Source organism: Rhodococcus sp. GA1 (assembly GCF_024321955.1).
GTDB lineage: Bacteria > Actinomycetota > Actinomycetes > Mycobacteriales > Mycobacteriaceae > Rhodococcus > Rhodococcus pyridinivorans.
This window is the reverse complement of sequence record NZ_CP097186.1, coordinates 3,997,639-4,012,513: the sequence shown is the minus strand read 5'-3', so window position 1 is coordinate 4,012,513 and position 14,875 is coordinate 3,997,639. Positions and strand designations below refer to the sequence as shown.

Here is a 14,875-nt window from a genome sequence, read left to right as displayed (position 1 = left end):
AGGTAGCGGACGGTGACGGACGGCCGTACTTCTTCGAGTTCGTTCACGCACGCGATCGACGACTGCGCGAACACCGTCGTCTGCTTGTCGTTGCCGAGGACGGTCAACGAACCGGCATTGAGTCGCATCCGGCCGCACAGTGCCATCAGCAGTGCGGTTCGGACTGCACCGGCCTGGGCGGCGATGACGCTGACCCCGCCGAGGTCGATGTCGAGGTCGAGTGGGCCGAACACGTGCCCCCACGGCCCGTGCAGTTCGATGCTGCGGGCTGATACCAGGGTTCCTGCGGTGTTCGTGACGATTGGCGGCGGTGGCTGCCAACTCTCGGACTGCATGTCGACCAACTCGACCTCCGGATTCGGGTACAACGCACTGACCGATTCCGGCCACGTCACCCGGAATCGGATGTCTGTTAACGTGCGCTACTGGAGAAGGTTCTTGACCACGTTGCCGTTCTTGACGATGACGGAGAGGTGTTTCGCGGGGTCGGCCAGCAAGCTGAGATCTTCGAGTGGATTGCCGTCGACCAGCAGGACGTCCGCCCACGCGCCCTCGGCGATCACCCCGAACGGGGCCTGCCGGTACGGATCTCGCTCGCCGGCGAGCCGGAACAATTCGGCGTTGCCCGAGGTGAGCATCCGGAGGGCGTCGGCGTTGCTGTAGTGATCGCCGAGGCGTGCTGCCATCTCACTCTGCCGGTGCGCAAGCTGAGGTTCGAGCAGGAGATCAGTGCCCCATGCGGTCTTGACGCCGTGCTTGCGCGCCCACTCGTATACGTTGTCCGTTCCCGAGCAGATCTCCTTGTCCTTGTCGGCTCGGTTCGGATCCGGGTAGTGGTGATCTCCCAACGCGAACAGCTGCATCGACAGCCAGACATCCTTCTCCGCCAGCAGGGCGATGGTCTCCTCGTCGGCGAGGTGGCCATGCTCGATCGACTTCACCCCTGCCGCGACCGCCCGGCGGATGCCCGTGACGTTGTAGACGTGCGTGGCGACGTAGGTTCCGTAGTCGGTGGCGGCGTGCACAGCCGCACGAAGTTCGGGATCGGTGAACTGGACGGTGTAGAGCGGGTCGTACATGGACGCGGCACCACCGCCGACCATCACCTTGATCTGGGATGCGCCCTTCTTGAGCTGCTCACGGACGGCGGCGAGGACGCGATCCGGCCCGTCAGCCACCCGCATGAACCCGATTTCCTCTGCGCGACTTTGATTTCCGCCGAGCGCTGTCGGACACTCGTAGACGAATCCGAAGTCGCCGTGCCCGCCGGTCTAGGAGATCGCGGCCTGCGACGGATAGATGCGAGGTCCCTCGAAGAGTCCGCGGTCGATCACCGACTTGATACTCCCGGTGTCGCCGGCCATGTCGCGCACCGCGGTGAATCCGCGGTGCAGCATGTTCTTGGCTTCGGCGAGACCGTTGAGTGCGATGTGGGATTCGGTTCCCGCCACCATGTCGACGTAGGAGTTGGCATTTCCGACCAGATGCACGTGGGCGTCACTCATGCCCGGCATCAGGACACGATTTCCACCGTCGATGACGATGGTTTCCCGGCTCGGATCTTCGCCGACAGGGGAGCTGGACACCCCCGCGATGGTCGCCCCGTCGATCAGGACGTCACCGGTGACGAGTGACGGCGACACGCCGTCGTATACACGAACGCTACGGAACAGCAAACGAGTACCAGCGTCCGATTTGGGTGGCATGGGCCGACCGTAACACCGAGGAAGCCGTCCTGCTCGCCACGGCGCGGGCAACCCGTTCCGTGTCGACCCGAGGGGCGCGATTCGTCGAATCACACGAGGTTGTCGTGTCGACAAATGGACCGAGTGTCGTGCTGAAAGTATCTGGGATTCTAACTATCATGCGGCGCATGTTGATTCACCGGACACTGCGAATGCAGTCCTGGGGCTTCGTGATCGGCTCCGCCCTCTTCGCGCTCGGTTCGGCGCCGTATCTGTCTGCTGTCTTCGGGGGTCATGCTCGCGAACGTCTTCTTCTTCGCGGGATCCTGGTTCTTCACCGCAGCCGCGTTCCTACAGCTAACGTTGAGTCAACCGGCCACCGTCGTCGACGCCGGCCGTCCCGCGGTCCGCGCGCTGTGGCTGGCTGCCGCAGTCCAGCTACTCGGGACGATCCTGTTCAACATCAGCACCGGCTCCGCACTCCACGCCCACACCGTGAAAGGGGAGATGCACCTGGTCTGGAATCCGAACGCGGAAGGCTCCATCGCCTTCCTCGTTTCAAGCGCCCTCGCCGTACTCATTCTGTTCAGAGCCGGAACCTACTGGGCACCGAAGTCGAGGGACTGGCAGAGCGTCTGGCTCAACACCCTCGGTTCGATCGCGTTCGGCATCTCCGCAGTCGGAGCATTCGTCCTGCACCACGGGACCTCGCTCGACCCCAACTTGGCCAACGTGGGCACGTTCGTCGGCGCAGTGTGCTTCCTCCTGGCGTCTGCAGTCTTCCTCGGTCGCAGGAAATCGGCGCCGGAGCCGCTCCCGGTGTCGTGATTCCGCGGTGTCCATCCCGCTTCCGCCGCGACAGTGTTCGCCGAGCGATCATCGAGGCGACCGCAGACGTGCCCGGCAAGTACCCGTTCGAGACAACCAATCAGGCCGCACACGCGGCCTGAACCGCTCAACCCCACGAGTCAACTGAAGTGGGGGAAGTCCCTTATCCACGGTGCGATCCATGAATGCCCATACAGCTAAGCGGGGAAAGTGCATGCGCAACGCCTACAAGGTGCTTCGTCGTGACCTCACGCGTATCCGTCGGGCTCCGAAGTCGTGGGCGATCATCATCGGACTGCTGGTGCTGCCCTCGCTCTACGCCTGGGTCAACATCATCGCGTTCTGGGATCCGTATGGGAACGCGGACCACATCAAGGTCGCCGTCGTCAACCAGGACGAGGGAGCCAGTACCGAGCTGACCGGTGAAGTGAACGTCGGCGAGCAGGTGGTGGCCCAGCTCAAGTCGAACGACCAGCTCGGCTGGCAGTTCATGGATGAGGACGCGGCCATGGAATCGGTCAGGTCCGGCGAGAGCTACGCCGCGATCGTCATGCCCCCCGATTTCAGCAAGAACCTCCTCACCATCGTCACCGGCGACTTCGTCCGGCCGGAACTCGAGTACTACACCAACGAGAAGGCCAACGCGATCGCCCCGAAGATCACCGAGGTCGGTGCGTCCACGCTCGACACGCAGATCAACTCGAACTTCGTCTCCACCGTCGCACAGACCATCGCCAAGGAAGCCGAGCAGGCCGGGGTCGATGCGGGAGACTGGCTGGTCGATTCGCGCAGCCAGACGCTGACCGCGTTGGACCAGGCCCTCGCGACGGTCCAGGCCACCCGCACGACCCTGACCGAGTTGAACGGCACGCTCGAGCCCGGGGCGGCGGCGCTCACCGATGCCAGGCGAGCCCTGGAGCGGGTGGACGCGGCCATCGGGGACGTCACCGCAGCGGTCTCCGACGCGCAGGGCCTCGTCAACGAGGTCCAGGGCGACCTGGTCAAGTTCTCCGACACCCTGACCGGCGCCTACGTCTCCGGCACGGCGAACCTCACGGGCGCCACCACCCGCCTCAACGAGAGCGTCGGGCAGGTCGCGGTCGGCGCCGACGCGGCCCGGTCGGCTCTCAGCACAGCTCAGCGTGATGTGCAGGCGGTGATCACCGCAAATCAGGCGCTACTCGCCACCATGCTTCCTCTCGTCGCCGCCACCCCTGACGGGCTGCCGCTCAAGAACCAGCTGAACCAGGTGATCGGCGCGCTCGAAGCGCAGACGGTCCGCGATCAGGAGCTCCTGGCGACCCTGGAGGCCGCGCAGGCTGGTGTGTCCACGGTGGCCGATCAGACGGCCGCCGCGTCGGAGGCCATGGCCGCCGCCCAGCGTTCCTCCGGCGCGCTGCAGAGTGTGTTGTCGGGGACCTTCCCGGGGCTCAACCAGTCCATGTCGTCGCTGTCCGCGACCGTCGGGGCGTTCTCCTCGGCGCTCGATTCGCAGCGTGTGCTCGTGGGCGAGGCCGTTGGCATGCTCACCGAACTGGAATCGGTCATGGATGAGACCGGCACCGCAGTGTCGTCGCTGGACGGGAACCTCGCGGACGTGCAATCGGATCTCATCGCCCTGCAGACCGACCTCAGTGCGATCAGTGCCACGGACCTCCTCAACCAGGTGAGCACACTGACCTCGCTCGACCCGGACACGATCGCCGAATTCATGGCGGGGCCCGTGGTGGTCCACGAGAACGACCTGTTCCCGGTGCCGGCCTACGGCTCGTCGATGGCGCCCCTGTTCACCAACCTGTCGCTGTGGATCGCCGGGTTCGTGTTGATGGTGCTGTTCAAGCTCGAGGTCGACGACGAGGATGTCGAGGGCCTGACGGTGCGGCAGGCGTACTTCGGGCGCTGGCTGCTGTTCGCGGTGATGAACGTCATCCAGGCGCTGCTGGTGAGCATCGGCAATGTGGTGATCGGCGTCCAGACGGTCAACCCCGTCGTGTTCGTCGCCACGGCGGTGTTCATCGGCCTCGTCTACATGTCCATCATCTATGCGCTCTCGGTGTCCTTCGGCTACATCGGTAAGGGCATAGCCGTGTTGCTGGTGATCATGCAGATTCCCGGCGCCTCGGGAATCTATCCGATCGAGATGATGCCGGACTTCTTCCGGGCGTTGTTCCCGTTCTTCCCGTTCACGTACGGGATCGACGCGCTGCGCGAGACCATCGGCGGCTTTTACGGCTTGCACTACCTCCGGTGCATGGCCGTACTCGTACTCTTCGCCGCGCTGGCCTTCATCCTCGGGCTGTTCCTCCGCCAGCGGCTGGGCAACTTCGCTCGATTGTTCAACAGCAAGTTGGCCGATACCGGTCTGTTCCTGAGCGAGGACGTGCAGATCCTCGGCTCCCGTCACAGGCTCACCCAGTTGGTGCAGGCCCTGACCGATCGGGACAAGTTCCGGGAGGACAACGCCCGCAAGCGTCGTTGGCTGGACACCAACCACAAGGCCGCGCAGCGCGCCGCACTGTTCGCCGGCGTGATCGGGTCCGTGGTTCTCTTCGTGATCGGGTCCGTCTTCCCCGATGAGAAGGCCACAGTCCTCGGGCTGTGGGGGCTCCTGTGCCTTCTCGTTATGGGTTCGATCGTGGTGGTCGAGTACATCAACCAGAACGTCCTGTACGGCGCAGAGGTCAGCGATCTTCCAGACGATGCGTTGAAGCGAGCTCTGGCACAGGAAGATATCGCGATCAGGTCGGACGCCCGACTCGACCAGCTTGAGAAGCAGGGACAGAACGCGTGAACAACATCATCACCCTGATCCGTCATGACTTCCGTCAGGCCACCAGCAACGTGGTCGCGGCGGTGGTGCTCGTCGGCGTCATACTGATCCCCTCCTTCTTCGCGTGGTTCAACGTGTTGTCGAGCTGGGACCCGTTCGACAACGTCAACAACCTCGAGGTCGCGGTCGCCAGCGCCGACGAGGGTTTCGAGAGCGACCTGTTCCCGATGCGCGTGAACGTGGGCGACCAGGTGGTCTCGCAGCTGCGCGCCAACAGCGACATCGACTGGCAGTTCGTCTCGGAGGAAGAAGCGATCGAGGGCACCAAGTCCGAGGAGTACTACGCAGCGATCGTGCTGCCGAAGGACTTCAGCCAGAAGATGCTGACCTTCATCGCCCCCGGCGCCTCGCCGGTGGAGATCGACCTCTACGTCAACGAGAAGAAGAACGCACTCTCCTCGCTGATCACCGGCGAGGCCGCGACGGAGGTATCGACGCAGATCAACACCAGCTTTACCAAGACCCTCAACGAGGTCGGCCTGGCGCTGGTGTCGTCATTGGCCACCTATCTCGAGGGCTCCGAGACGCAGCAGACTCTGGACCGGCTGCAGGCTTCGGTGGGCGGGATCTCCACCCAGCTGAATTCGGCAGCCGGCACTGCCGACATCTTCGCAGTGGTGCTCTCGTCTGCCGACAGTCTGCTCTCCAGCGCCGGTTCGCTCGCCACCGCATCGTCCGATGCCGTGCGGGACACCTCCGGAGCGATCGGACAGGGTGCCGGTGCCGTCACCTCCGCCCGGGACGTCCTCGCATCGACGTCCGAGCGACTCTCGCAGGCCTTCAGCGCCAGCGCCGGAAGCTTCGAGGCTCTTCGTGCCGAGGTCGACCGGATCTTGGGCAACTCGCCGTCGCCGCAGTCCGTGGCGACGCTGTCGCAGGCCTCCTGGATAGTCGGGCAGCAGGCCGAGTCGTACGCCCAGCTTCGTGATCGGTTGCGGGACCAGGCATCGGCGGCAGGTCTGGACCCTGTGACCCGGGACGCTGTGAATCTTCTCGCCGATCGAGTCGCTGGCATCGTCGACCGTCAGGAGGCTCTCGAGCAGCGCCTCGACGCGGCGGCGGCCGGTCCCCAGTCGACGGGTGACGTTGCCGCGGCGCGCAGCGCAATCCTGCGGGACGTGGATGCCGTACAGGCAGCGATCGTCGGGGCGCGGGACCAGTACACCAACAGCCTGCGGCCGAAGCTCGACCGACTCGCAGGCGACCTCTCCAGAGTGGAGGGGAACTTCGCGGGTATCGGTCAGGATCTGCGAGCAGCGGAGCAGTCGCTGTCCGCCGGGGCGGGTTCGCTGAGTGCCGGCCTCTCCGACGCGGAGACCGCGGTCCGGCTGCTCGCGAGCGATCTCCGTGGGACCTCGGATATCTTTGCCGATCTCGAGGCGGCCCTCGCGCGTGCCGAGAACACCGGTGACCTCAGCAAGGTGACCGAGATCATCGGCTCGAACCCGGCGACGTTCGCCTCCCAGCTCGCCTCTCCGGTGAACCTCAAGGAAATCCCGGTGTTCAAGGTCGACAACTTCGGTTCGCAGATGGCGCCGCTGTACACGGTCCTCGGGCTCTGGGTGGGTTCGCTGCTGCTCGCGGTGCTCATCCGCACCGAGGTCTCGCGCGAGTCGCTTCCACCGCTCGATAAGCCGCTCAAGCCGTGGCAGGAGTATTTCGGCCACTACGCGATCTTCGGCGGGATGGCTCTTCTGCAGAGCACGATCCTCTTCGTGGGCCTCATCGGCTTCGTCGGGGTTCGTCCGGCGCACCCGTTCCTGTTGATCCTCGCCGGGTGGGTGATGTCGTTCGTCTTCTCGCTCATCACGTACACGCTTGTGCTTGCATTTGGCGAGGCGGGTAAGGCAATAGGGGTGCTCCTGCTGGTCGTGCAGATCTCCGCGGGTGGGGGTGCGTATCCGTTGGCGGTCCTGCCGGAGTGGTTCCAGAACATCAGCCCGTTCGTCCCGGTCTCCCATGCCACGACAGCGGTGCGCGCGGCTATCGCGGGAATTTACGATGCCGACTACTGGAAGGCGCTAGGCTTCCTGTTGCTGTTCACTCTGCCGGTCCTGCTGATCGGTTTGGTCTTGCGCCTGGCGGTGAAGAATTTCAACGATGATCTGAATTCGTCGTTGGAGGGGACCAAGCTCCTGAGCGTGTGAGCGCTCAGCACCCGACTACTGCTTCAGGAGATCAGCCACCTCATCAGAGATGGCTACTGCACGGTTAAAGATGGTTCGGTAATTGAGTGAGCGTAGATCATAACGAGAGCCTGGTGTGGTCGAGGAAGCCGTGACACACGGTCGTAGCTCGACCCGATCCGGGTCAGCCCTGCCTCGGTCGCCACACGAACCTCGTCGAGAGTATCGGGGCACAGGTTGGCCAGTTCGGTGGATTTCATGTTGCCCCAGACTTGTTCGATGGGATTGAGCTCGGGCGCATACGCCGGGAGACGTTCGACGTGGAGCCAGTCGCGCTGGGTCGCCAGCCACGCGGTCATCGCCCGGGACCGGTGGGCCATCAGTCCGTCCCAGAGCACGATGAGCTTCTCGCCGGCGAAGTGGCCACGCAGTTCGGTGAGGAACTCGATGAGTTTGTCGGTGTTGTAGGCACCGTCGGTCATGGAGAACACAAACGCACTGCGACTGCGGTCGGGCCGATAGGCCAGGACTCCGGCCATCGACAGGCGTTTCCAGGAGAACCGGTGATGCAGAACGGGTGTGTCGCCTTTCGGCGCCCAGGTTGCGCGGACCACCGGGAGCAGCGAGACGCCGCTTTCGTCCTGGAAGCAGATCCATGCACCTCGGCGCCGCGCTATTTTTTTATCCGCGGCCACTCTGTTAGGGACGTGCTTCGGAAAGCAGGGTTCTGATGATCGGGTAGCGCGAGTATGAGCATCGGATAGCGGTGCCGGTCCTCGTGTGCTCGTGTCGGTTCTACGCGTGGCAACAAGGCTGCGCGTGGATCCGAACAGGAGGCACGGGTGACTGATTACCGATTGGTGATGTCGCTACTGCTGCAGGACAGGTCCTACCGGGACATCGAGGCGATCGCGGGTTGCTCGCATCGCACTGTCGCGAAGGCGAAGAAGGTCTGCCACGAGCACGGGTTGACCGCCACGAGCCAGGTCGAGGCGCTCAGCGGCGAGGAGATCGACGTCTTGTTCGCAGATGGGCGCAAGACGCCGTCGAAGGAGTTCGTCGCCTTCGACGTGGCGGCGACCGTGAAGAAGCGCACGGGCAAGAACAAGCTGCCGCTGCGGGTGCTGTGGGCCAACTACCTCGACAGCGACGGATCGCCGGGGCAGCGGCACTACAGCTATCAGCGGTTCTGCCAGATCGTCGGCGAGTACGTCGAGGTCAACGAGCTGACGATGCGGATCGCGCACGTGCCCGGGCACACGATGCAGGTCGACTGGGCGGGCACAAAGATGGCGATCTTCGACCCCGTCCTCGGTACCAAGACCACGGTCTCGGTGTTCGTTGCGTCGCTGCCGTACTCGGGGATGGTCTTCGCGTGCGGCTGCGTGGACGAGAAGATGGCGAACTGGCTCGACGCGCACCTGCAGGCCTTCGAGTACTTCGGCGGCGCGGCGCAAGTGATCGTCCCGGACAACGCCTCGACGGCATCGAACCAGATCGCCCGCGGCGACCGGGCCCGCGAGGTCAACCGTGAATACCGTGACTTCCTCGAGTACCACCACACCGCCGCCGTGCCCACTCGGCCGGTGCGCCCGACGGACAAGGGCAACGTCGAGGCCGGGGTGAAGGTGGTGACGAACTGGGTGATCGGACGGCTGGCCGATCGGCGCTTCGCCAGCCTGGACGATCTGAACGAGGCGATCGCCGCCGAGGTGGAGGCGATCAACGACCGGATCCCGTTCCGCGGCCAGAAGACCAGCCGCCGCGAGCTGTTCACCGAGCACGAGCAGTCGGAGCTGATCGCTCTGCCCGAGGTCCGCTGGCAGCCGGTCATCTGGAAGAAGTCCAAGGTCAACCGGGACTATCACGTGGAGATCGCCACGGTGAAGTACTCGGTGCCCTACACCTTCACCGGCCAGCACGTCGACGTGAAGATCACCGGCCCCACACTGGTGGTCATGGCTGGCGGCGAGATCATCGCCTCCCACACCGTCTCCGGTAGGCGGCACGCCTTCGTCACCGATCCCGACCATGTTCCCGCGCAGCATCTGCAGTCATCGGACCTGTGGTCGCGGGCGTATTTCGTGCGCCAGGCCCACAAGATCGGACCGCACACCGTGGCTGCGATCAGTGAGGTCCTGGATCGCCAGCGGATCGAGGCTCAGGGCTACCGTTCGTGCCAGAACATCCTCGCCCTGGCCCGCGGGGACAACAAGATGCTGCTCGAGCGGGCCTGTGGCCAACTCGTCTCCGAGACCTCACGCCGGGCGATCAGCTACACCGCCGTCAAGCAGCAGCTGGCGGCCCTGAGGACCCAGGCCGCCGCCCGGCCCACCACCACGCAGCCGGCGGTGGCGGCTACGACGGACCGGCTGGAGCCGCCGCCGGGTCGGCGAGATACCACCGGGGCGCATCTGGCCGGGCCCGAGCAGTTCAGCCTCGCCGCCCTCACCGGAGGCCCGAGCAGCGGCACTGCGGGGCAGGAGGAGCTGCAGTGACTGATCGTCATCTCACCGACGCCGACATGCCGCTGTTCACGCAGCTGCGGATGACCGCGTTCGGCCAGACCGTCATTGACCTGGCCAACGATCCCGCCTGCGACGAGTGGACCTTCTCGGAGAAGATCTTCCACGCCCTGGACAAAGAGATCACGGCCAGGCAGGAACGCCGGACCCAGAAACTACTCAAGGCCTCCAGATCGCCAAACCCTGACGCCTGCGTAGAAGAGATCCGCTACCTGCCTGACCGCAACGTCAACCGCGAGCTAATCGCACGACTTTCCAGCTGTCAATGGATCGACGCCACTCGCAATCTCGTCGTGCTCGGCCAATCCAGCGTGGGCAAGACCTACCTCGCCCAGGCGCTTCTCAATGCCGCGTGCCGAAAGTACTACACCGCGAGGTTCTTCCGGCTCGACGACCTGGCCAACCGGCTCGCCGTGCTGGAGCCGACCTCGCAGCGCAGGCTGGACTTCCTCACTGATCTGCACAACTGCGACCTGCTAGTGCTGGACGATTTCCTGACCACGCCGGTGGCCCCGCACACCGCGGCGGAGCTGCTCAACATCCTTGCCGCTCGGGAGGGGCGGGGCTCGACGCTGGTGACCTCGCAGTTCGATCCGCCAGATTGGTACAAGTCGCTCCAAGACGCGGTCATCGCCGAATCGATCCTCAACCGGATCGTCGCCGGCGCCGAGATCATCGCCCTCGACGGCCCGAACATGAGACGACACCTCGCCACGGCAACGCCATAGCGGCCCAGCGGTCGGACGGGTGAACTCCGCTATCCGATACCCGTCCGACCGCTACCCGATCATCAGAACCGCGCTTTCCGAAAGGCGTCCCAAACAGCCACTCATCTCTCGCGCCAGGCGACGATGGCGTCCTCGTCGCGTTCGACCGCGCGCCGTGCGGGCCGCCGCCGGCTCCAGCCGAGCCGGGTCCGCAGGATCGTCCAGGTCTGGGTGGGTCCGTAGGTCACGCCGGTGAGCCGCTCGATGACGATCGCGACCCGTCCCAGGGTCCACACCCCGGTGGCGAAGCCATGAGCTTGGGGTCCTTTGAGCAATTCCTCTCGGATCACTTCGATCTGGGTGTCGTCGAGGCGGGGCCGGCGTCCAGCTCGCCTGGGCCCTTCGAGTGCGTCACTGCCCCCGTCGGCCCATTGCCGATACCAGCGTGAGGCGGTCTGCTGGGTCACCTCCAGTTCGACCGCGACATCGATCTGTCGTCGTCCTGCGGCGAACATCTCCGCGGCGCGCATTCGCCGGTCACGCAACGCCTCGAAATCGCGTCGAGCGCCACGTTGCTTGGCTTTCCGGTAGTTGGGCTCCTCGCCGGAACCAGTCTTCTTCCCTGCCATTCGTCAATGATCAAGCAGCGCGGTGTGAATCAAGTGCAACGACACACCCTATTACCGAAATATCTCTACTGGGAAACACTCATGTGTTCCATTCTGCGGATTGCTCGGACTGTTCTGTGGGCCTGGAGTGACTCGCATGACACAGGCATCGACGGTCGCCGGAGCCGACGGCGGCGTGCGGAGCGTCGCCCGCGCGTTCGATCTGCTCAACGCATTCGACGCCGAGCACCCGATCCGGACGCTGCGCGAACTCGTCGGGATCACCGGGCTCCCCAAGTCGACGGTGGTGGACTGGCCGCTCTCGGATCGACCACCGAGATCACCGTCCGGGTCCGCCGTGCAGGCGAGATCGTGTGGGAGGGCACGGCACTCTCCCGGATCGACACTCCCCTCGAGTGGGAATGGCTGCGCGCCGGGGGTCTGTTCGACCACCTGCTGACCGAGCAGACGGAGCGGCAGCGCGCTACGCACCGCGATCCGGTGGGCGCGCACCGGTAGACGAGTGGATCGACGGGGCCGCCCTCCGAGGAGGACGTCCCCGTCGTCATGTCCGGTCCGCCGGAGCGACACGGGCGACGGTGCGCGCCCGCACGATCAGATGACGGAGCGGCGGGACGGAACCCTCCGCTCGACCGTTCCTCCGACCACCGTCGAGCTCGGCGCGCCGCACCCGGTACCGCTCGCGCAGCACCGCGGCGCGCAGGGCGGCGGTGACACCCGGGAAGCGACCCCGACGGCCCACCCCGACGGTGCCGAGGAGCAGGACGGCGGCCGGCAGGACTATCCAGGCGTACAGGACGGCGGCGGAGGCGATCGCCTCGGCGACGGCGTCCTCGTCGAGTGCCGCCCACACGATTCCCGCACCGACCACGACGTAGAGGGTGCCACCCAACGCCGCGGCCAGGACCGCGCCGACGTATCGGCGGAGCAACCAGCAGCGGACCGTCCACAGCACGAGGACGACGGCCGTGAACATCGTGATCGCGGACGTGACCACCACGAAGACCATGTCCGAGGAATCCAGGAAGGGCCCGGAGCCCGACTCGTCGTCGAACACCACGATCATGAGGAGCCCCGCCACCACCGTGACGACGGCCAGGACCGCAAGTTCGACGGCGAGCGCCGCGAAGGGGTGGCCGGCGACCCGCGGGTCGCCCGGTCGCAGCCTCGCCGCCGTGGCGAGCAGTTCACGTCGGCGCAGCAGCGACGCCTCCCGGCGCAGACGACGGCGGGCACCGACGCCGCGTTGGGTCGCGAGGAACAGGTCCTGGCTGAGTACCACGATCACGAAGACCGCCGGGAACAGCAGCAGCGCCGCCAGATCCACGGAGTGCGGGAGACCGTCGAGCAGCGCTGCGACGAAGGTCATCGTCGCTCCGACACCGAACACCGACCCGCACAGTTCGAGGTGCTCGAGGCGCAACGCCTCGGTCGATCGGGACGAACCCTCGGCGGCGATGACCGGCCCGAGCGACCAGGCGATGAGATTGAGCGCGATGACGAGGGCGGCGAGGACCCCGAGAACAGCGGCGGCCTCGCCCATCGTGAGGGTGGTGAGCACGCCGCTGCGCACCGGCGTGGACCGGTCGTAGGGCCAGCTCGTCGGTTCGGCGGGCGATCGCGTGGATCATGTTCGGGGCGAGGGCGACCGGCAGGTAGGCCAGCGCCGAGCCGAACATCAGCGCCCACACCCGGGTCCAGAAGCGCCGGCGGGCATGCGCCCCGCCGCGACCTTCGGAGTCGGCACCAGTGGTGGTCACGGCCGTCCTCCTCCCGGGCACTACGGCGGTGATGCGACTGACAGTGGTACACGGAACGGTAGCCCGTGCCCGGAGTGCTCGGGAAACACGACACGGGACGCCCGGTGCGGGCGTCCCGTGTTCGTGCTGCCGAGAAACGAGCCGAAGGTCAGGCGCGAGCCTTCTGCAGGTTCTCGTCGAGTGCGCCGAGGAACTCCTCGGTGGTCAGCCAGCCCTGCTCCGGGCCAACGAGCAGTGCGAGGTCCTTGGTCATCTGACCGGCTTCGACGGTCTTGATGACGACGTCCTCGAGCTGCTGCGCGAACTCGATGACCTCGGGGGTGTTGTCCAGCTTGCCGCGGTGCTCGAGGCCACGGGTCCAGGCGAAGATCGACGCGATCGGGTTCGTCGACGTCGGCTTGCCCTGCTGGTGCTGACGGTAGTGCCGGGTGACGGTGCCGTGTGCGGCCTCCGCCTCGACGGTCTTGCCATCCGGGGTCATCAGGACGGAGGTCATCAGCCCCAGCGAGCCGTAGCCCTGCGCGACGGTGTCGGACTGGACGTCGCCGTCGTAGTTCTTGCAGGCCCAGACGTAGCCGCCCTCCCACTTGAGGGACGATGCGACCATGTCGTCGATGAGGCGGTGCTCGTAGGTGAGACCGGCGGCGTCGAACTCCGCCTTGAACTCTTCCTCGTAGATCCGCTGGAACTCGTCCTTGAACATGCCGTCGTAGGCCTTCAGGATCGTGTTCTTGGTCGACAGGTAGACCGGGTAGTTGCGCTGCAGGCCGTACGAGAGCGAGGCGCGCGCGAAGTCCTGGATGGACTTCTTGTAGTTGTACATACCCATCACGACGCCGCCGTCCTCGGGGATCTGGCAGACCTCGTGCTGGATCGGCTCGCTGCCGTCCTCGGGCGTGAAGGTGATGGTGACGGTGCCCGGGCGGTCGACCTTGAAGTCGGTGGCGCGGTACTGATCGCCGAACGCGTGACGGCCGACGATGACGGGCTTGGTCCAGCCCGGCACCAGACGCGGCACGTTCGAGATGATGATGGGCGCGCGGAAGATGGTGCCGCCGAGGATGTTACGGATGGTGCCGTTGGGCGACCGCCACATCTTCTTCAGGCCGAACTCCTCGACACGCGCTTCGTCGGGGGTGATGGTGGCGCACTTGACACCGACGTTGTGCTTCTTGATGGCGTTCGCCGCATCGACCGTCACCTGGTCGTCGGTGGCGTCGCGGTTCTCCACGCCGAGGTCGTAGTACTCGAGATCCACGTCCAGGTACGGGTGGATCAGCTTGTCCTTGATGAACTGCCAGATGATGCGGGTCATCTCGTCGCCGTCGAGTTCGACGACCTTACCTTCAACCTTGATCTTGGACATATGCGTTTCGTGTCCTCCTAGGACGTTTCTGTAGGTCCCCAATCGACCGCACTTTGTGGGTGCGGTCGCCGTCGGCTCGCGAGCAGCGAGCATGGCCGTGTCCACGTCCTGAACCGCGGCCAAACATGACAAGCGTACTGCTATTGCCGACGACCGCAAAGCGCCTCGTCCCACCCTCACGCCCTACCGACCGGTAACTTTCCTGCTGGTCAGGGATGTTCAGAGGGTGCATAAAGACCCTGCAACGGAGAGTCGCTAGACTGCCGGGAAAGTCATGAGTGCCAGCGTCAAGCCCCGGCTTGCTGGCCGGCAACCCTCCGACCGGGGTGGGGTGCTCCGGGTGATGACACGGTCGGTGGAACCCCACCGACAAGCCTGTTGTCGGGAGGACTGAGATGATGATGTGCTGTCGCACCCAA

The 14,875-nt window shown here is 65.3% G+C and carries 9 protein-coding genes, 3 pseudogenes and 1 riboswitch; of the genes and pseudogenes, 7 read left to right on the top strand and 5 right to left on the bottom strand.

The window, feature by feature from the left end; genetic code table 11:
• Positions 1 to 422: 422 nt before the first annotated feature.
• A pseudogene (locus M3330_RS18710) lies at positions 423 to 1,706 on the bottom strand (amidohydrolase family protein).
• A 167-nt stretch (positions 1,707 to 1,873) separates the two neighbouring features.
• Here M3330_RS18710 and M3330_RS18705 point away from each other — a divergent pair.
• The 3 genes and pseudogenes from M3330_RS18705 (at position 1,874) to M3330_RS18695 (ending at position 7,490) form a co-directional block, all read left to right on the top strand.
• A pseudogene (locus M3330_RS18705) lies at positions 1,874 to 2,513 on the top strand (hypothetical protein).
• Positions 2,514 to 2,727: 214 nt separating this feature from the next.
• Positions 2,728 to 5,304 (top strand): YhgE/Pip domain-containing protein, encoded by a 2,577-nt coding sequence (locus M3330_RS18700; RefSeq protein ID WP_039584846.1) that lies wholly within the window; start codon positions 2,728 to 2,730, stop codon positions 5,302 to 5,304.
• Positions 5,301 to 7,490, top strand: a complete 2,190-nt coding sequence (locus tag M3330_RS18695; protein ID WP_039584847.1) for a YhgE/Pip domain-containing protein — start codon at positions 5,301 to 5,303, stop codon at positions 7,488 to 7,490. Before M3330_RS18700 ends, M3330_RS18695 begins: the two co-directional genes overlap by 4 nt.
• Positions 7,491 to 7,543: 53 nt before the next feature.
• On the opposite strand, the gene M3330_RS18690 is transcribed toward M3330_RS18695, so the two are convergent.
• Entirely contained in the window at positions 7,544 to 8,164 is a 621-nt protein-coding gene (locus M3330_RS18690; protein ID WP_255025901.1) for an IS630 family transposase, read from the bottom strand.
• Between the two features lie 147 nt (positions 8,165 to 8,311).
• Between M3330_RS18690 and istA the strand changes: the two genes are divergently transcribed.
• The gene (gene istA / locus M3330_RS18685; RefSeq protein ID WP_247848311.1) at positions 8,312 to 9,967 is read left to right on the top strand and encodes an IS21 family transposase; all 1,656 of its coding nucleotides are present in this window, start codon (positions 8,312 to 8,314) and stop codon (positions 9,965 to 9,967) included.
• Positions 9,964 to 10,722: an ATP-binding protein gene (locus M3330_RS18680; RefSeq protein ID WP_007633699.1), complete on the top strand. Its 759-nt coding sequence runs from the start codon at positions 9,964 to 9,966 to the stop codon at positions 10,720 to 10,722. Before istA ends, M3330_RS18680 begins: the two co-directional genes overlap by 4 nt.
• Positions 10,723 to 10,823: 101 nt before the next feature.
• Here M3330_RS18680 and M3330_RS18675 read toward each other — a convergent pair whose 3' ends face one another.
• A complete protein-coding gene (locus M3330_RS18675) occupies positions 10,824 to 11,330 on the bottom strand; it encodes a winged helix-turn-helix domain-containing protein (protein WP_200358362.1) in 507 nt (168 codons plus the stop codon).
• A gap of 136 nt (positions 11,331 to 11,466) precedes the next feature.
• Between M3330_RS18675 and M3330_RS24515 the strand changes: the two are divergent.
• A pseudogene (locus tag M3330_RS24515) lies at positions 11,467 to 11,568 on the top strand (IclR family transcriptional regulator); the annotation flags it as partial.
• 113 nt (positions 11,569 to 11,681) lie between these two features.
• Complete coding sequence (locus tag M3330_RS18670) at positions 11,682 to 11,828, top strand: hypothetical protein (RefSeq protein WP_200360280.1); 147 nt, start codon at positions 11,682 to 11,684, stop codon at positions 11,826 to 11,828.
• A 46-nt stretch (positions 11,829 to 11,874) separates the two neighbouring features.
• Here the strand turns inward: M3330_RS18670 and M3330_RS18665 are convergent, their stop codons facing one another.
• A complete protein-coding gene (locus tag M3330_RS18665; RefSeq protein WP_255025897.1) occupies positions 11,875 to 12,903 on the bottom strand; it encodes a hypothetical protein in 1,029 nt (342 codons plus the stop codon).
• A 335-nt stretch (positions 12,904 to 13,238) separates the two neighbouring features.
• On the bottom strand, positions 13,239 to 14,456 hold the full coding sequence (locus tag M3330_RS18660; RefSeq protein ID WP_039584849.1) for an NADP-dependent isocitrate dehydrogenase: 1,218 nt from the start codon (positions 14,454 to 14,456) through the stop codon (positions 13,239 to 13,241).
• Positions 14,457 to 14,726: 270 nt separating this feature from the next.
• A riboswitch (SAM riboswitch) is annotated at positions 14,727 to 14,838 on the top strand.
• Positions 14,839 to 14,875: the final 37 nt, after the last annotated feature.

Excerpts from the sequence above, each read along its gene's own strand:
- M3330_RS18700 (WP_039584846.1), top strand. The coding sequence starts at position 2,728 with ATGCGCAACGCCTACAAGGTGCTTCGTCGTGACCTCACGCGTATCCGT.
- M3330_RS18675 (WP_200358362.1), bottom strand. The coding sequence starts at position 11,330 with ATGGCAGGGAAGAAGACTGGTTCCGGCGAGGAGCCCAACTACCGGAAA.
- M3330_RS18660 (WP_039584849.1), bottom strand. The coding sequence starts at position 14,456 with ATGTCCAAGATCAAGGTTGAAGGTAAGGTCGTCGAACTCGACGGCGAC.